The sequence below is a fragment of the Aminobacterium sp. UBA4834 genome, from assembly GCF_002400205.1.
Taxonomy (GTDB): domain Bacteria; phylum Synergistota; class Synergistia; order Synergistales; family Aminobacteriaceae; genus Aminobacterium; species Aminobacterium mobile.
Genome location: NZ_DHFC01000003.1, coordinates 1 through 17,627, shown reverse-complemented (window position 1 = coordinate 17,627; position 17,627 = coordinate 1). Strand labels below are relative to the sequence as shown.

The 17,627-nt window shown below is 41.9% G+C and carries 14 protein-coding genes and 1 pseudogene; 11 read left to right on the top strand and 4 right to left on the bottom strand.

Translation table 11 applies throughout. The features are described 5' to 3' along the window. Positions 1-90 precede the first annotated feature (90 nt). Positions 91-1,533 (bottom strand): sodium:solute symporter family protein, encoded by a 1,443-nt coding sequence (locus tag B3L97_RS00680; protein WP_286933081.1) that lies wholly within the window; start codon positions 1,531-1,533, stop codon positions 91-93. A 699-nt stretch (positions 1,534-2,232) separates the two neighbouring features. Between B3L97_RS00680 and B3L97_RS00675 the strand changes: the two genes are divergently transcribed. The 7 genes from B3L97_RS00675 to B3L97_RS00645 all read left to right on the top strand — a co-directional run bounded on the left by B3L97_RS00675 (position 2,233) and on the right by B3L97_RS00645 (position 9,730). Beyond that, complete coding sequence (locus tag B3L97_RS00675; RefSeq protein WP_286933079.1) at positions 2,233-3,468, top strand: M20 family metallopeptidase; 1,236 nt, start codon at positions 2,233-2,235, stop codon at positions 3,466-3,468. Between the two features lie 82 nt (positions 3,469-3,550). Further along, complete coding sequence (gene panB / locus B3L97_RS00670; RefSeq protein WP_286933076.1) at positions 3,551-4,381, top strand: 3-methyl-2-oxobutanoate hydroxymethyltransferase; 831 nt, start codon at positions 3,551-3,553, stop codon at positions 4,379-4,381. Positions 4,382-4,399: 18 nt separating this feature from the next. After that, complete coding sequence (locus B3L97_RS00665) at positions 4,400-5,326, top strand: ketopantoate reductase family protein (RefSeq protein WP_286933074.1); 927 nt, start codon at positions 4,400-4,402, stop codon at positions 5,324-5,326. A 13-nt stretch (positions 5,327-5,339) separates the two neighbouring features. Continuing rightward, positions 5,340-6,347 carry a TRAP transporter substrate-binding protein gene (locus B3L97_RS00660; protein ID WP_286933072.1) on the top strand — a complete coding sequence of 336 codons (1,008 nt, stop codon included), beginning with the start codon at positions 5,340-5,342 and terminating at the stop codon, positions 6,345-6,347. An 85-nt stretch (positions 6,348-6,432) separates the two neighbouring features. Further along, on the top strand, positions 6,433-6,912 hold the full coding sequence (locus tag B3L97_RS00655; RefSeq protein WP_286933070.1) for a TRAP transporter small permease: 480 nt from the start codon (positions 6,433-6,435) through the stop codon (positions 6,910-6,912). Then, positions 6,909-8,189 (top strand): TRAP transporter large permease, encoded by a 1,281-nt coding sequence (locus B3L97_RS00650; protein WP_286933067.1) that lies wholly within the window; start codon positions 6,909-6,911, stop codon positions 8,187-8,189. Before B3L97_RS00655 ends, B3L97_RS00650 begins: the two co-directional genes overlap by 4 nt. Positions 8,190-8,344: 155 nt before the next feature. Then, complete coding sequence (locus B3L97_RS00645) at positions 8,345-9,730, top strand: NAD(P)/FAD-dependent oxidoreductase (protein ID WP_024821164.1); 1,386 nt, start codon at positions 8,345-8,347, stop codon at positions 9,728-9,730. Positions 9,731-9,773: 43 nt separating this feature from the next. Here B3L97_RS00645 and B3L97_RS00640 read toward each other — a convergent pair whose 3' ends face one another. The 3 genes from B3L97_RS00640 to cysE form a co-directional block, all read right to left on the bottom strand. Beyond that, complete coding sequence (locus B3L97_RS00640) at positions 9,774-10,343, bottom strand: nitroreductase family protein (RefSeq protein WP_286933065.1); 570 nt, start codon at positions 10,341-10,343, stop codon at positions 9,774-9,776. A gap of 409 nt (positions 10,344-10,752) precedes the next feature. Further along, on the bottom strand, positions 10,753-11,691 hold the full coding sequence (gene cysK / locus B3L97_RS00635) for a cysteine synthase A (protein WP_286933063.1): 939 nt from the start codon (positions 11,689-11,691) through the stop codon (positions 10,753-10,755). 2 nt (positions 11,692-11,693) lie between these two features. Continuing rightward, positions 11,694-12,353, bottom strand: a complete 660-nt coding sequence (cysE, locus tag B3L97_RS00630; protein ID WP_286933061.1) for a serine O-acetyltransferase — start codon at positions 12,351-12,353, stop codon at positions 11,694-11,696. Between the two features lie 492 nt (positions 12,354-12,845). Between cysE and B3L97_RS00625 the strand changes: the two are divergent. The 4 genes and pseudogenes from B3L97_RS00625 to B3L97_RS00610 all read left to right on the top strand — a co-directional run bounded on the left by B3L97_RS00625 (position 12,846) and on the right by B3L97_RS00610 (position 17,444). Continuing rightward, a pseudogene (locus B3L97_RS00625) lies at positions 12,846-14,030 on the top strand (integrase). A gap of 248 nt (positions 14,031-14,278) precedes the next feature. After that, positions 14,279-15,712 (top strand): hypothetical protein, encoded by a 1,434-nt coding sequence (locus B3L97_RS00620; RefSeq protein WP_286933059.1) that lies wholly within the window; start codon positions 14,279-14,281, stop codon positions 15,710-15,712. A 39-nt stretch (positions 15,713-15,751) separates the two neighbouring features. After that, positions 15,752-16,672 (top strand): hypothetical protein, encoded by a 921-nt coding sequence (locus B3L97_RS00615; RefSeq protein ID WP_286933056.1) that lies wholly within the window; start codon positions 15,752-15,754, stop codon positions 16,670-16,672. A gap of 421 nt (positions 16,673-17,093) precedes the next feature. Next, on the top strand, positions 17,094-17,444 hold the full coding sequence (locus tag B3L97_RS00610; protein ID WP_286933053.1) for a transposase: 351 nt from the start codon (positions 17,094-17,096) through the stop codon (positions 17,442-17,444). Positions 17,445-17,627 lie beyond the last annotated feature (183 nt).

Sequence of the window (17,627 nt, the reverse complement as noted above, 5' to 3'; positions counted from 1 at the left end):
TAAAATTATCAACTGAGAAGGTCTTGCGATAAAATCAGTCAGTTAGCGACTTTATGCGAGACCTTCTCCTTCTTTCGAATTCTTCTGAAATTAAATTTCGATGGGGCTATCGTCCAGTGGGGAGTTGGTAGAGGGAAAGGCGAAGAGGCTGATAAACATGAGTACGAAAGAGAAAAGGATCCCAGTGGACGTAGCATTTAAAATCCAGATGCCTTTGCCGCCATTCCCGAACTGCAAAATAAGGGTGAGGAGAACTCCGCCAGCAGCAGAAAGTATAGCCCCTTTCTTGGAGGCCTTATCGCAAAAGAGTCCCAAAAGCAATGGTGCTGCAAGAGAAACACTCATAAGAGAGTAGAAAATCTGTAAAGCAGTGAGTATGTTAGGAATTATGACTGCGAGTGCAACACCCACAACTCCACATATTAGTGTAACTCTTCTACTAAATTTTAAAAGATCTTGCTCTGAAAGATCAGGGCGGAAAAATGTCTGGTAAATATCTTTGGAAATAGATGTAGTCAGCATGTAAAGTACTGCGTCAGCAGTACTGACCTCTGCTGCAAAAATGGCGGCTAACGCCAAGGTTGATACAGCAAAAGGCATCATTTCTTTCATAGCAGTAGGCAAAGCTAATTCGCTATTGGCAAGATCGGGGAAAGCTGCAAATGCACACATGCCTATTACTACTGGTAAAAAAGCAAAAATAAGTTGTACTACGCCGTTTAGCGCTGTACCTGTTCGAATTGCCTGCTCGTTTTTAGCCCCGTACACTTTCCCTATGAGACCTGGAGAAATGCAGAAAGAAGGGATAAGCATAAAAAGATATCCCACAATCGTTGTCGCGCCAATTCCTTTCCAGGAAAAGAACTGATTAGCAGCTTCCGATCCTAGCTTAGATGTGATGGTTGTTGTGAGCCCACTCCATCCTCCAACATAAGAAAGGACATAAGGGGCAGCTAGCGAGAAACCGAGAATTATAACTGCGAGTTCCACAATATTGACGATAGCTGCGGAGAGAAGCCCCCCAGCAGCGAAGTAGAGGGTCGTGACGCATGCCCCGATAAGGATGCCCCATATTTTGTCAATATTAGCTACCACATTGAGGATCCACGCTATCCCAATGAGTTGCCCTGAAAATAGGGCGAGCGTCCCAATCGCCATCATCCCCGATATAAGCCCACGAAAAGCTTTGCTGTAACGGAGGTCGAGATAGTCTCCCAGTGTGTAAAGGTTGTAGCGACAAGAGATACGCCAGATTTTAGGCCCTACTACATAAGCGAGAATCATAGATCCTATACCTGCACTGCCGATCCACCACCAGCCGGAAATACCAAATTTGTATCCGATGCCTGCAACTCCGACAGTAGATCCTGCCCCCAAATTTGCTGCAATAAGAGTTGTGAAGAGCAACCCCGTGGATAGCTGTCTTCCAGCAACAAAAAAGCCGCCAGCTCCTTTTACTCTTTTGCCAATACACCATCCAATCACAATAAGCAATAAAGCGTAAAGAACAATTGCTACTAAGTATCCATTCATGCCGTACCCTCCTCCATTTTATATGTGGTCCACGCGTATCGCTACGAAGGCCGTTATTGTTCCAGAGAAGCTTTCAAGGGCGATGAAAGATGCCTTGTCAATTACGATAGAAATTATCAAAACTACTTGTTTCTTGTAACTTTGTCTAGAAGCACAAAGTCCCTTTTAGGGGCAAAAGCTTATTCCGCATAATGGAATTAAATATTTTTTTATGGAACAGACAGTTATAATTATATGTATGCATGTATTCCTGTCAATAACAATTTATTTTCCATCGAAGCCTCAAAAAATGTAAATTATTGTAGTTGCAAGCGATAAAGAACTCTAATAATTGTCTCGATAATAAAGATTGACAGAAATATATGTGCAAATATAATAGGGGCATATTCCACTATAAAGTAAAAGGTTCTGCATTATGGAATTCAAGAGGATCTTCGGCCCTAATCGTACCATGATTACCATGAACGACTGAGGAGAAGAAATGTGAGAATAACTAATGTAAGCCGTGCTCTTTTGTCATATTCGAATTTCGCGTTTGTTTCTTTGAAAATAAAAGAGACAGCGTATTCCTTCCGTTGCCTGTTGATAAGTCTACTTTGTCTTGAGTTTTTTACCTTCGAACATGCCTCCTCTGTTATTAGGGGGAGAATTATTGTAACTTTTCCGAAATATTTAAATTCCTAAGAAGGAGGAGAGAAAATGTATAAAGATGTGCTACGTTTCTTTGATGAAGAAGGTCTTATCAAGTGTACCCAAGATTTAGTTCGTATCGATAGTGTTTTTGACCCCAATGTAGAAGGTGCAAATGAATCTCGGGTAACAGAGTATCTGGAAAAGTTGCTCCATGAAGAAGGATTTGAAGTCCATGTAGATGAAGTGGTTCCAGGTCGCTCTAATGTCATAGCTTTTCTTCGTGGCAAAGAACCTGGGAAAACACTTCTCTTCGAAGGACATCAAGATGTAGTTTCTATAGGGGATCCTGGAAAGTGGAAATATGATCCCTTTGGTGGAGAAATCGTGGAGGTAGATGGCAAGAAGAGGATGTATGGCCGCGGAACGAACGACACGAAAGGAAATACTGCTGCTGCTTTTTTTGCAGCGAAAGCCATTAAAGACTCTGGAATTCCTTTTAAAGGTAACATACTCCTCTGTTTCCCCGTAGACGAAGAAGGCTCCATGATTGGCATTAAGGATTTTATCGAAAAAGGTTGGGCTGACAATGTTGATGGAGCTATTATTTGCGAACCGGAAGAGAAAAATCTGTGCGTTTTCCAAAAAGGGGCAATGCGAATTAAGGTTATCTTTCAAGGAGCGCAGGGCCACGGCTGTATGCCTCTTGCCGGTGTAAATCCTAACTGGTCTCTCGCTCGTTTTATCAGCGAAATCAAGTATCTCGAAAATTTTGAAAAAGACCGGGTGATGCGACACGACTATCTCGGATGGCCGAGCATTACTCCGACCATGATTAAGGCACCTCTTGAAGGTGTAGCACAAATCAATGTCATTCCCGATGATTGTTATGTAACACTTGATATTCGTACGGTTCCTAACCAAGATCATCAAGCTATAGTACGCCAGATCCAGGGCATTATTGACCGTCTTAGCCGCCAATATCCTAATGAATATGATCGTTTTGCAGCTTCTATAGAGGTTATTGATGATAGACCATGGACAGAAGTTTCCAAAGAAGAACCGGTTGTGAGGTCTGTAGATCGCGCTTTTCGTGAGGTGATGGGCGTTGAACCCAAATATAACGGTGTCCCAGGAGCCACAGATGGTACGTTCCTGCAGGTTCGCAAGGGTATCCCTGTGATTGTTACAGGTGCTGGGGATAGGGAGGTCCCTCATCATGTAGATGAATGGGTTGAGCTTGATGACCTGATTGAAGCAGGAAAAATCTATGCGCTGGCAGCTCTCTACTATCTGAACGAATAAAAAATATATGTGTCGTTAACGAATTTCAAGAATAAATTTTATTTCTATATTTGGATACAAATATTAATGGGGGGAATTCACGATGGTAAAAGTGACAATTCAAAAATTAAAAGAAATGAAGGATAAAGGCGAAAAAATATCTATGGTTACAGCTTATGACTATGCTCAGGCTGTTTTGGTAGAGAAGGCCGGGATCGAAATTATTCTCGTAGGCGACTCCCTGTCCATGACTATATTGGGCAATGAAGGGACAGTCCCTCTTACTACAGATGAAATGGTGGCTCACATCAAACCGGTAGTAAAGGGAGCTCCCACTCCTATGATCGTAGGCGATATGGTTTTTGGCTCTTACAACGAAAGCATCTCTCAGGCTATTCATAGCGCCAATCGCCTTATGAAAGAAGGCGGGTGCGACGTAATCAAGCTTGAAGGCGGTCGCCCGGAAGTGGTTTCTGCCATTGTGGAAGCCGGTATTCCTGTTCAGGGTCATATCGGTCTTACCCCCCAGACTGCTTCTATGCTTGGCGGATTTAAGGTTCAGGGAAAGAGCCTTGAAGCGGCTCAAAAGATTGTTGATGATGCTAAAGCTCTCGAGGATGCCGGTGCTTTTTCCATCGTTGTAGAGTGTGTTCCCGAAGAACTTGGTCGAGCTATTACCGAAGCTGTTTCAGTGCCAGTTATCGGTATTGGCGCTGGTCGTTACACAGATGGCCAGGTCCTTGTTTTCCACGATATGCTGGGACTTTTCGACAAATTTTTGCCTAAATTTGTAAAACAGTACGCTCAGATTGGTGATGAGATTGTTAAAGCCCTTGGGGAGTATAAAAATGACGTTCGCAGTGGCGGATTCCCCAGCGACGAGTTTGTTTTTGGCGGTTTAACTCGGGAAGATTTGAAGGATCTGCGTAAATAACTGAAGAGGTGAAAGGTAATGAAAATAGCAGTACTTGGCTCAGGAGCCATGGGGTGTCTCTATGGCGGGAAGTTGGCCGAAGCAGGTCTTGATGTCACCCTCATTGATGTTTGGAAAGAGCATGTTGATGCTATTAATGCCCATGGCCTTTCTGTGGAAGGTATTGGTGGCGATAGAGTAATAAAAAATATTAAAGCAGTAACAACACCTGAAGAGGTTAAAGGGTGCGATCTGCTTATTGTTTTCGTGAAAGCTACCCTTACCTCTCAAGCTATGGAAAGCGCTCGGTGTATTATGGGGCCTCATACGAGTGTTTTAACCCTACAGAATGGCTTGGGAAATGTTGAAAAAATTAGCGCTGTAGTGGGCAAAGAAAAAGTTATTGCTGGCGTAACAGGTCATGGGTCTACACTTCTTGGACCGGGTAAAATTCGCCATGCGGGGCAGGGGAATACTGTCATTGGCGAGTTGGATGGTAAGATTGACGAAAGGTTAGAGGCGGTGGGTTCCGTTTTAGAAAAGGGAGGTTTTTCCGTAACCCTTTCCAATAATGTTATGGGGCTTATTTGGGGAAAACTCATCGTTAATATCGGCATTAATGCCCTCACAGCTGTTACTGGCCTGAAGAATGGGCGTCTTGTAGACTTTCCTGAAACGGAAGAGCTCCTTTGTGGCGCTGTAGAGGAAGCCATGGCCGTTGCTAAAGCAAAAGGAATCTCATTAGAAATAGGCGATCCGGTGGAACATACCAAAAAGGTAGCGCGTCTTACAGCAGAAAACCGGTCTTCCATGCTTCAGGATGTTTCCAATAAACGAAAAACAGAGATAAGTGTTATTAATGGGGCAGTGGTGGAAGAAGGGGTTCAATACGGAGTTCCAACGCCGATAAACAAGGTGTTGTATAACCTTGTTTCGGTGAAGGAAAAAACATATAACGAAGTCTAAAGGGGGATCTACTTTGAAACAGTGGCGTTTTGAAAGCAGATTTTTTGTTGTTGTTGGGCTTTTAGTGTGCACTCTGGCGATGTTTATGAGTGAACCGGCGATGGCGGCCAAGTATTCCTTCAAATTAGGACATTCCGTAAGCGATCAGCATCCATATCACCTCGGCGCTGTTCGTTTTAAAGAAATAGTGGAGAAAGAAACTAATGGAGATATAGAGATCAATCTCTTTCCTAACAACCAGCTTGGAACTGGAGAGAGAGATCTTGTAGAGGGGATGCAGATTGGCACTGTCGATATGGTAGTGTCTTCCACAGGCCCTATGAGCGGTTTTGAGAAAAAATTCATGATCTTCGATTTCCCATTCCTCTTCAAAGACAAAAACCATGCTTACGCCACTCTTGATGGAGAGATTGGGCAGTATATTATGGGGCTTCTTGAGAAGCAGGGTCTTAAAGGTTTAGCGTGGTATGAAAATGGGTTCCGCCATCTTACTAACTCGAAGCGACCTGTAAATACTCCAGAAGATGCCAAGGGGCTTAAGCTGAGAACTATGGAAAATAAGGTTCAGATGGCGATCTGGAAGGCTCTTGGCGCTGATCCTACTCCTATGGCGTGGGGAGAAGTTTTTACAGCCTTGCAACAAGGGACAGTAGATGGACAGGAAAATCCCATTCCTATCCTCTTCACCCAGAAGATCTATGAAGTGCAAAAATATGCTTCTCTGACAGGCCACGTTTTCTCTCCGTCTATGCTTCTTATGAGCAAATCTCGCTTTGACAAGCTGTCGAAAGAATATCAGGACGTTATATTGAAGGCAGCTCAGGAATCCGCCGTATACGAACGAGAGCAAATCACGAAGATGGAAGACGAACAGATTATAAAGCTAAAGGAGCTCGGAATGGAAATTAATGAGCCGGATAAAGCTGCTTTCCGCGAAGCAACTAAATCTGTTTACGATGAGTTCCGCGGAGAACTTGGTGACGACGCGAAACTTCTCGATCAGATCCTAGCTGCTAATTAAGGCTGTTCACTACTACCCTGGGGAAGGGGTAATTGCGCCCCTCCCCTTTTTCCTTTTGGCCTTGTAGAAAGGGTGTTGTGGTGCTATGAAAAGGTTATTAGACGGAGTAAACCGAGCCGTTGAATATGTAGTAAGTATCATGCTTCTCGTAATGGTTATCGTTGTATTTCTTCAAGTCATCTTCCGGTTTGTTCTTCATTCATCTCTGCCATGGTCTGAAGAGCTGTCCCGATATATTCTCGTGTGGATCTCTTTTTTGGGAGCCAGTATTGGAGTCAGGCGTGGAGCTCATATTGGAGTGGAAGCCGTTACAAACTTGCTTCCTTATGGCTTGAAAAAAGGAGTCTCCTTTCTCGCCACTCTTTGTGCAACGGTATTTTTTGTCCTTATGGTTGTTTATGGATATAAGATTCTTTCTATAGTAAGGGGGCAATTGTCCCCTGCTATGGAGATATCCATGGCTATTCCCTACTCTTCCGTATTTGTCGGTGGAGCCCTTATGTTCCTCTATTCCATTGATGAGGCTATTGCTATTGTGACAGGAAGAAAGGATGTATCCCAATGACTACTATCCTTTTTGCCAGTATGCTTCTCTTTTTTATGATGAACGTTCCCATTGCTATTGCTATAGGCCTGTCATCTGTTGCGGCTATCTTTTTTTCAGGATCAGTGCCTCTCATAGTGCTTGTGCAGAAAATGTTTACGGCTACAGATTCTTTTCCTCTCATGGCCGTTCCATTTTTTATTCTTGCCGGTTCTCTTATGGAGTTTGGCGGCATATCCAGGAGGCTTGTAGATTTTGCCAACTCTATAGTAGGGCGTTTTTCAGGAGGACTTGCCTTTGTGGCTATTATTGCCAGTATGTTTTTCGGAGCTATCTCCGGTGCTGCGGTGGCTACAGTGGCAGCTATTGGAACCATCCTTATCCCGGCTATGGTAAGACGAGGGTACGATAAACCTTTTGCTACAGCTGTGCAGGCTACGGCTGGAACTTTGGGGGTCATGATTCCTCCCAGTATCCCCATGATTATTTACGGTGTCCTTACAGGAGTCTCTATAGGAGCACTCTTTATGGGCGGAATTCTTCCTGGCATTCTTGTGGGTTTTTCTCTTATGTTTGTGGCATGGCTTATCTCCAGGAAGAAGGGGTATAGGGGAGACGAAAAAGCTTCCTTAGGTAAAATTTTCGGGACGTTTAAAGAGGCTATTTTGGCTCTTTTAATGCCTGTCATTATTTTAGGGGGTATCTACGGGGGCGTCTTTACCCCTACAGAAGCGGCAGTGGTAGCCGTAGTCTACGGTTTTATTGTAGGCTTCTTCGTTTATAAAGAATTGAATATAAAACAGTTGAAGGATATTTTTGTTACCACTGTTATTGGTACGGCTATGATTATGTTCATTATCGCTACTTCCTCTGTTTTTAGCTGGATTCTTACCGCCCAGCAAGTGCCTCAGGCGGTGGCATCGGCAATCCTTTCCATATCAAAGAGCCCTATTGTCATTCTGTTGCTTATTAACTTGTTGCTTCTTTTCATAGGGACATTTATGGAAACGGTGGCAGCTATTATTATCCTAGTACCTGTTTTGCTTCCTGTGGTTACTCAGATTGGCATGGACCCTCTCCATTTTGGAATCGTACTGGTTGTTAACCTTGCTATAGGCATGGTAACGCCACCTTTGGGTGTATGTCTTTTCATAGGATGCAGCATTGCTGATATTAAGCTTGAAGATATCACAAAAGCTGTCTGGCCATTTATTCTTATTATGGTAGTAGATGTGCTTCTCCTTACGTACCTGCCTTGTATTTCTACAATCGTTCCTAAACTTGCAGGACTCTATTAACAGAAAGGTGCATATGCATCCTTCAGGCTCTCTCTTAAAAGAGAGAGCTTTTTTTGTGGTATTATTTCATGGGTTGTCTTCAGATCCCCTTTCTAAACATTTTCAACAAAGGCCCCTATAAGCGACAGAAAAGAAACGAGAAGGAGAGAAGAAAATTGAGATATGACGTGGTCATAGTGGGTTCTGGTCCTGCCGGGATCTTTGCGGCCATTGAATTGGTAAAAGATCAAAAGAAAGTTCTTATTGTGGATAAAGGGAAGGTCATTAAAGATAGACGATGTCCTATTCTTGAGGGGCGTTCTTCAGTCTGCGTAAACTGTGATTCCTGCAACATTGTTTCTGGATGGGGTGGGGCAGGCTCTGCTTCTGATGGGAAGCTGACATTGACCACAGGTTTTGGTGGGAACCTAGAAGAATGTATAGGTGAAGATGCCCTTGAAGAACTGATCCGTTATGTGGACGATACCTTCGTCCATTTCGGTGCTGATAAAAAATATTATGAGCCTTCAGGAGAAATAGTAAAAGAGACTATCAGGAAGGCAGCAAGCAAGGGAATTAAAATTATCCCTGCCCGTATTCGACATATAGGAACTGACGCTTCCCGTATGGTCCTCAATAATATGTATGAAGAACTAAAGGACAAGTGCGATATTCTTATGAATACGGAAGTAAAAGAGATAGTGGTACGAAACGGCGTTGCCGAAGGTATTCTTCTTGAAGATGGAAGACAAATTGAGGCAGATTCTGTGATCCTTGCTCCAGGAAGAGAGGGGAGTTCGTGGCTTGAGGGTATTGTCAATCGCTATAATCTCTCCATTGCTTCTATGCCTGTGGATATTGGGGTTCGAGTGGAAGTGCCTGACAGTATTTGCGAAGATCTTACCCGACATTTTTATGAGGTCAAATGCTTATACAATACCCCTACTTTTGATGATCGTTGCCGCACTTTTTGTATGAACCCATCGGGTTTTGTGGTCCATGAATATAATAAAGCGCATGATCTTGTAACGGTAAATGGCCATAGCTTAAAGAACGTAAAGTCTAAAAATACGAATTTTGCTGTATTGGTGACGAAGAACTTTACCCAACCCTTTAATAATCCTATCGGCTACGCTACCCATATTGCAAAACTTGCTAATATGTTGGCAGGAGGAGGCATCCTCGTACAGCGCCTTGGTGATTTACGGGATGGTCGACGCTCTACGGAAGCTAGGATTGCCAGAGGAATGGTTCATCCTACAGCGAAAGCTCAGCCCGGAGACCTCAGTCTCGTGCTCCCTCATCGTTTCCTTACTGATATTGTGGAATTTATAGAGGCACTGAATATTATTATGCCGGGGATCAATATGAACGATACCCTTCTCTATGGTGTAGAAATAAAATTATATTCCTTGCGGTTAGAACTGAAGAGTTCTTTGGAAACGCCAGCAATTCGCCACCTCTATATGGCTGGTGATGGCGCAGGGGTCAGTCGAGGTATTATCCAGGCGGCAGCGAGTGGAGTTGTGGCCGCTCGTTCTATAATTTTCGAAAATAAATAAGCAAATAAAAGGCTCCGACTAGATAATATGGTCGGAGCCTTTTCTATCGTATATATGTAATGGTGTTTTGTTTCCTTCTCGGAGCACTATAGAGATGATCAGGACTTTTGTATCCTACGGCTATAGAATAGAAAGGTTCATAGCCCTCTGGTATACTTAAAATTTGAAGTTCTTCCTGAGTAGCTGTAACGAAGAAGAGCCCTGTAAAACCGATCCAGCATGTTCCAATACCAAGAGATTCCGCCGCTAATAGTATATTTTGAATGGCCGCTGAACAATCCGCTATTGGCTTAAGTAATGCCTCTCCTCCTGTCTTTCCAGAAACGATTATGACAGTTGGAGCGTTATAAAACACATGGAACCCTTCACGTTCTCCCATTTTACGAACCCATTCAAGACGTGACTTCTTCATCATGGCAATAGTTTTTTCGCTTATCATATCGATAAGCTCTTCCTTTTGTATAACACTAAAATGCCATGGTTGTTCATTATGAGCACTTGGAGCCCAAACTCCCGCCTCAAGAATAAGGGAGAGCTCTTCGTCTCGAATTTGCTGCGGTAAATATCGCCGAATACTTCTTCGATTTTTGATGGTTTCTAGTACAAGATTCATCTCTATCTCTCCTTTCTATTTCCTATTGTAAGAACATTATTATAGATCACAACACTATAAACATTGTGTATGGGGAGACATTAACATAGAACCCTTGCTACAACTTAAGAAAATATCTTAAATAGATTAAGAAGTGGGTGATCCCATGACTGTTGATCTTTCTACTTCGTTTATATGGAGATAGAGTTAACGAACCCGGTGTAGTAGTAGGGGCGAGCGGAATGACGTCGAACATTCAAAGCATTCGAGAAATAGAGGCTGGAGGAGCGGGGTCGATATGTTGATATTCTTATGAAACACGAGTCTTTCTTCTTGCCACATTCGGAAATTTAAAGGATAAAGAGGCGAAGCAGGGACTCCCTTGCAGAGGAGTCCCCGCTTTTATATTTTGAGCGTAATGTGCAGAGTTCTAATCTCGAGCGGTGGAAGAAAAGGCTTCAGTACTTAAATATTTGTCTCCTCTGTCACAGGCAATAGTGACTATAATTTCCTCAGGGGAGACTTTTTTTGCCACTTCCATAGCAGCCCAGATATTAGCTCCTGTGGATATGCCGCAAAAAAGCCCGTGTCTTCGAGCAAGCCATTGAGTTGTATCGAGAGCGGCTTCATCTTCCACAGGGAGAACTTCAGTGAGAAGTTCTCGCCGAAGAGTTCCGGGTATAAACCCTGCTCCAATTCCCTGTATTTTATGAGAACCAGCAGGTTTACCGCTTAATACAGCACTATGAGCAGGTTCCACCCCTACAACTTCCATTTTGGGATAACATGTTTTCAACAAAGCGGCTGTCCCAGACAGAGTCCCCCCTGTCCCTATCCCTGCAACAAAAGCAGCTATAGAATGTCCATTTAAATCAGAAAGAATTTCTGGCCCGGTAGTGATACGATGAGCCCAAGGGTTTCCCGGGTTATTAAACTGATCTGGCATATACGCTCCCGGTATTTCTTTTAGAATCTGTTGAGCCAAAGAAATAGCCCCTCTCATTCCCCCTTGAGCAGGGGAGAGCTGGAGATCAGCCCCATAGGCACGGAGCACCGATCGACGTTCTATGGACATGGATTCAGGCATTGTAAGAATAACGCGGAGGCCTAACGCCTGACCGAGCAAAGCTAATGCTATGCCCGTGTTTCCCGAAGTGGGTTCTACGAGAGTTGTGTTTGAGTGTAGCAGCCCCTTTCCCTCCGCATATCGGAGCATTCCCCAGGCAGCTCTGTCTTTCACAGATCCTCCGATATTTGTCCCCTCCAGTTTTATAGCTATAGCGGCACCTTTTTCTATAGGCCTGAACATATAAAGAGGAGTATGCCCTATAAGGTTGCGCAACGCTATTTTATCTGTGCGAAAGATCATTATTATGCTGCCTCCTTCGTATTATTTTTTAGTATGGCTAATTCTTTCTCTAAAATTTCTATTCTTTTCAGAAGATCTTCTTGAACCATTGTGTGCCGTATCTTTCGGTGATATTGAAGTGCCATGCCTGGAATACCTACGATAGTTGTTCCTGGAGGAACATCTGTTATCACCACGCTGCCAGCGCCGATTTTAGCCCCTTCCCCCACGGTAATATTCCCTAAAAGGCAGGCTCCTGCCCCAATCATGACGTTATCGCAGACGGTAGGATGACGTTTCCCGCGCTCTTTTCCTGTCCCACCAAGAGTTACACTGTGATACAGAGTCACATTGTTGCCTATAACCGCTGTCTCTCCTATAACGATCCCCATGCCATGATCGATAAAGAACCCCTTCCCGATAATGGCGCCTGGGTGAATTTCAATGCCGGTAAGCCATCTCATAATTTGGCTCAAGAGCCTTGGTAGAAGAGGTATGTGCAGCTGAGCGTGAAGAAAATGTATAAGTCGATGGGCCATAATGGCGTGAAGACCTGGATAGCATAAAAATACTTCCATCCATCCTCCCACTCCTCCTTTAAAGGCGGGATCATTTCGGGGTATTGCTTGAACATCAGCCTTGAGTGTCTCCCAAGCTGATTGTAAAAAACTATTTTTTCTCATTTTCTGACACCTCCTGGAAATGATCTGTCTACATTTACAGGTACACGGACAATCTATTTCCATAGGCATCACTTCCTCTCTCAATAAAAAAACGGGCTCGCCCTTTCAGGCAAACCCGTTGTAATTTTTCCCATCATTTCACCATATAAAGCGAATGAAATTATAGAGTCGTAGCGAATTTTTGAGGCCACAACGGGACATATGTCCACCGCAGCCTTCTCTACACGCTACGGGGGATGGTTAAATCATCCTCCCACAACAACAGAACAACGTTACTCCATGTTGACTCATAATAGCAATCGCTCCTCTCGTAAAGTTCACTATACGAAAGCCTATTTTTTTTGTCAAGTTTATTTTCCCTGTCTCTTGTAGATGGGGCAGAGTTTCGTTTACGTAGGTCCAGTGAAATAGGTAATGAAAAAGGCGGGCACCTCTCCTTTATACCGGTGTTGCTTAAACAACTAAAATAAAGGATACAGGAGGTAACCCACCATGACATCATTATACCGACGCTTACAGCAATCTGGGAACCCTATAGCAGCGTAACAGATCTCATGAAACAAGGAAAGACAAACAGCGAGATTGCTCACATCACGGGAATTTCTGAACGATGGGCAGAACACTGGCAAAAAGAAAAAAGATGGCCTCTCTGTGGAAAAGTTTCTAGAAAAAAGGGGGCCTCGGTCTCTCCCATCCCCAAAAAACGAAACCCCATGTAGAGGTCATCGTCCTCGAAACCCAGAAGAAAACAAACATGGGGGCTCGTAGGCTTGCCAGGGAACTGGCTCGTATTTTCAATCTAACCCTTTCTCCCTACACGATCAGAAACATCTTGCGAAGAAACAACAGGAAGAGCAAGAAAGTACGTTCTAAAAACGGGAACAGGCGGTATTATGCCAATCTTAAGCATTGGGAAGCTCTGCAATACATTCAGACCGATGCCAAACATATCGTGGACGCCAAAGCCCTTCCGAAAGAAGTGTACCCTGCAATTTTCAAGTACAAGCTTCTCAAGCATCAGTTTACGGCTATCGATATACGGACAAGAACACGATTCCTAAGCTTTGCCAATGGATTCTCATTCATGATATATATGGGGTTCATACTTCGCGCTTTGGGAGTTCGGCACAGACAGACAATGGAACTGAGTTTGGAGGCGGCGGAAACAGGAAGAGGGCCATCATGGAAGAAAACTTCACGGCCCCGTTAGGCATGAAGCTCCTCTCCATCCCTAAAGGGCAAAAGGAAGCCCAGGGTTTTGTGGAACGGAGCCATCGTACTGACGATGAGAAATTTTATATCCCTACGCTTCCATATATCAAATCTCGCAAAACCTTTATGATTTCCGCTACAAACTGGGTAAAATATTACAATCAGAAACGGTCACACGGAGGAAGAGAAATGGACGGAAAAACACCGAAAGAAAAAATATACGAGCTCTCTTTAGTGAGTTCAAAAGCCGCGACTTCCATTCCGCCACTGCTGTTGGACAGGATGAGCCCATTCATCTTTGAATTGGCGGGAGCCAATCATACTGACTGGGATTTCCGCCATTCACTTTATTACGTTGTCAGGAAGCAAACTCGGGCTCCTTACAATCAGACTCTAGTTTTAAAGCCAGAAGATATAAATAGATCGGGATATTCACCTGATTGGAGAAGATATTTTTATCAATGAAACTAGCACTACTTTAATGCAAAGGACTATAGCCTTATTTTTCATAAATAGAATTGACTCCTTTCGAACAACATAGTATTGTTTTCATAGTTATTTTTAATGTTGTAGAAAGATAATAAGTTGCTTTTAATGATTTTCTTTATCCCAAGAAGATGAGGTTTTGTCGTTAATTTAGCGGTATTATTTGTTTTTTCTATATAAATTATAGTATGGATTTTTAAAAATTTATTGAGAAGGAGGATTTGTATTTGAGCTACGGATCTAATGATTATTCTGATAAAGTTGCGGAAGATTTTGCAGGTTGCCTGTGGCCAATTTTATTAGTGTTTTTTTTAATGGCCTTAGTGGGGCATGTTGTCGTTTCTGTAGGGGACTTTGTTTATCGACCTTTCCCGACATCTTTCCCCCTTACAACAGCATGGAGAGGAGAAATGATAGCTAGAAATGCTTTAGGAGTGAAGGTGATCTTTTCAAGTCATGGAGATTTTGGTTTTAAAGAAAAAAGTTATCGTTTCCCTAAAGTTTTTGCAGTTAATTACAATAGCGTTACTAAAACGTTATATCTCCAGTGTCATTCGAATCAAGGTACTTTGGATGAAATTGGTGGTGATGTTAAGAAATTATTATCTAAATGGGGAACTTTTACTTTTCTAATTCCTAGAGTAGAGAAAATGCTGTTTTTATGCGATGGAATAGAAATAGTTTTGCAAAAAAAAGATATTAAATCTCTTAGATCTTCTTCACCCTCAAAAATTATTCAGGCTTTGCTTATTAATAAAAGATTGCACATAGTGGAAGATAACAAAGATAAGATAGCGCAAATGAAAAAGTATGTAGCTCATCTAGGTGTTCCTTGGCCTGGGATTTCAAAGAGTTCTAAAAATATAGAAATAGAAGGTTATAAAAATTATAGAGGCCTTAATGGCGGGTTGTTTGGGGGAGTTGTCTTAGTAGCAATATGGAATATTGTGAGCTATCGTCAGAAAAATAAAAAGAAAAAGATACTTGACTCTATTTTAAGGGAAACAGGCCTAATTGAATCTTTTCATAGTAAAGTATTAGCAGAGACAGGGAATGCTCTTTGTCTGAAGATTCCAGATTCTTTAGTGGAAGAAATTAATAAACTTAAAAAGTCGAAAAGTTTTATCCCGAGGAATGAAGTTAGTGAGATTGTAAATAAATTGAAAGAGTTGTATGAAATACAGTCCTCTTCTTATGAGGTGTTTAAAAGTTTATGCGAAAACAAAGAAGAAATTTGGGCTGAGCTGAATAGTTATCCTGAAATTCCCAAGTATATAACTAAGTCTTTTTATGATGATGTTTCCAAGTTGTTGACTGCTGAAAAAGTAGGAAACATCATAAATAGATTAAATAGAAAAGAAATCAATGATTTTTACCAGAGGATCAATATTTTTATGGAGCATTTCCGATTTTGTATTAAAGAGAAGACATGGCAAACAATGGAAAACGAAGAAACGGATGAGGAAGGGAAGTTCAAAGAAGCGTTAGCTTTTTTTGGTTTAACGAAAGAAACATTAACCCCTCAGAACGTTAAAACTACATTTAGGCAATTAGCAAAACGATACCATCCAGATGCGAATAAGGTTAATACTGAGAATGAGATGTTAGTAATACAAGAGTATTATTCTCTTTTGTTACATGCGATGCATGCTGCTAAATAGATAGTTGTATAAAAATGGGGGGAGCTTAGTGTGATAAGGATGGACGATATTGTTTTTGTATCTATTTTATTACTATTGGCATTTGGAGGGTTTACAAAGATATCTATTGGAATTGCTACTTTCCCAATCATTTGTTCAGTCTTCATGGGTTTTCATCCTTTGTATGTCTCTTATGGAATAATAATAATTATAGTAGCAATTTATAGACGAAAACAGATTGATCATAAAGGTCAACTTCGTCAGAATATAGAACAACTACTTCAAATTATAGAGAATGACAATCTATCTGTTGGAAACACTCTTCAAGAATTTGGCGTGAGAAAATGGGATGATCAATTTGTTGTAGAAGCAAAAAGAGTAGCAAGGGATGTTAGTCTTCCCCTTCTTGAGAAAGAATCTCAGCTTAGAAAAATCTTTGAAGATTTACAAAAAGTAAAAACAAGGCTCCAATCTATTTTTGTAAAAATTAAAGATTTTAATGATTTTTTTTTAGAATTAGAAAGAAAAGCTTCTGCCTTAATGCTTTCAGAAACCTTAGAAATAATTAGAGAAGGGCATATTTGTTTAACAGGAGAAAAAATGAAAGAATCGCTTAGTTTGTTTAATGAAGCGGAAATAAATTTTTTATTTGGGAGTGCCACAATTAAACAAAAAATAGCAATGGAACAGATAGAACGAGCCCAACAAGATTTTTATGACTTTAAACAAACTAAAAAACGAAAATCTGAAGATAGGCAGCAAAAAAAGGGGTTTTCGACATTAGAAGAAGCTCTTCGATTTTTAGGATTACAAGGAGATATAGTAACTCAAGAGTTAGTCGATAATGCTGTACGTGAATTAATGCTTAAATGTCATCCACGTTTCGGTAAAGAAGGAGATCCAGGCATTATTCAAAAAATACGTGAAGCTCGGGAGTTTATTCTAAAAAAAATGAGAGATTCTAAAACAGGGAGTCAGTAAAATAGTTATATTTAATGGATTGAAAGCTGTTAATATTTGTTTTTTCATTAACGCATAACGCAGATTTTGGATAAAAGGTTTTTTATTTGATGTTTTTAAATGTCTATCTCTATCGAAATGCCAATAATATTAATAAGAATTTTGGCTGTTGCTTGTAGTGCCATATGGCAGTGTCAATTTTCTTTCGTACATTTTCAGATAAGAAGATGCAGCAGTTCCTGGAAAGGTGTAGAGTTTTATGTGCGACAACAAAACCCACCTCAAGGACGGAGGTTGCTGCATATGAAAGAAGATATCACAGGAAAGAGAAGGGACTGGCAACACTCTTAGATCAAAAGATTATCAGCATTGATGAAAGAGAGATACGCAATTATCTTGACCAGATGGTGAAAAAGAGCGTGAAAAACATCGCAGAAGCCCTTTGGGAGAAGCCTATCCGGAATCGGAATTAGTCCATTTCTACCGGAACATTTTCACCGCAACGCTGAGCGGGAAAAGACGGTCAGTGGCAGCTATGCTGAAAGCGATCCATGCCTCTGAGAACCTTGAAGCGGCTCGAAAAAAAGTGGAGGATACAACGGAAAAACTTAGGGCGATGAAACTCAACAAAGCGGTTGATCTGGTTGAAAGCAGCGCTGAGGAGACCTTCAGCTATTACGCCTCTCCATTAGAACATTGGAGAAGCTTAAGGATCAACAACCCTCTGGAGCGCATTAACAGAGAGATTCGAAGAAGGACACGGATAGTTGGGAGCTCTCTGGACGGTAATTAAGCTCTCATGTTCGTGTTAGTAAGACCTCGTCACATAGCATCAACAAAATGGAACTTGAAAGTATATGGACATAGAGCGACTTTATGTCCAGGAACGGGACTAGGGAAAGGAATTTTCCCCCTGAGCGTAGGAGAAAAAGGGAGAATCCCCATTCTGGGGAACAGTTTGAATGCCTCTGTGAAT

What these genes read in the sequence shown, in the direction of transcription:
- B3L97_RS00680 (WP_286933081.1), bottom strand. Translation starts at nt 1,533, where the DNA reads ATGAATGGATACTTAGTAGCAATTGTTCTTTACGCTTTATTGCTTATT.
- B3L97_RS00675 (WP_286933079.1), top strand. Translation starts at nt 2,233, where the DNA reads ATGTATAAAGATGTGCTACGTTTCTTTGATGAAGAAGGTCTTATCAAG.
- panB (WP_286933076.1), top strand. Translation starts at nt 3,551, where the DNA reads ATGGTAAAAGTGACAATTCAAAAATTAAAAGAAATGAAGGATAAAGGC.
- B3L97_RS00665 (WP_286933074.1), top strand. Translation starts at nt 4,400, where the DNA reads ATGAAAATAGCAGTACTTGGCTCAGGAGCCATGGGGTGTCTCTATGGC.
- B3L97_RS00655 (WP_286933070.1), top strand. Translation starts at nt 6,433, where the DNA reads ATGAAAAGGTTATTAGACGGAGTAAACCGAGCCGTTGAATATGTAGTA.
- B3L97_RS00650 (WP_286933067.1), top strand. Translation starts at nt 6,909, where the DNA reads ATGACTACTATCCTTTTTGCCAGTATGCTTCTCTTTTTTATGATGAAC.
- B3L97_RS00640 (WP_286933065.1), bottom strand. Translation starts at nt 10,343, where the DNA reads ATGAATCTTGTACTAGAAACCATCAAAAATCGAAGAAGTATTCGGCGA.
- cysK (WP_286933063.1), bottom strand. Translation starts at nt 11,691, where the DNA reads ATGATCTTTCGCACAGATAAAATAGCGTTGCGCAACCTTATAGGGCAT.
- cysE (WP_286933061.1), bottom strand. Translation starts at nt 12,353, where the DNA reads ATGAGAAAAAATAGTTTTTTACAATCAGCTTGGGAGACACTCAAGGCT.
- B3L97_RS00615 (WP_286933056.1), top strand. Translation starts at nt 15,752, where the DNA reads ATGGACGATATTGTTTTTGTATCTATTTTATTACTATTGGCATTTGGA.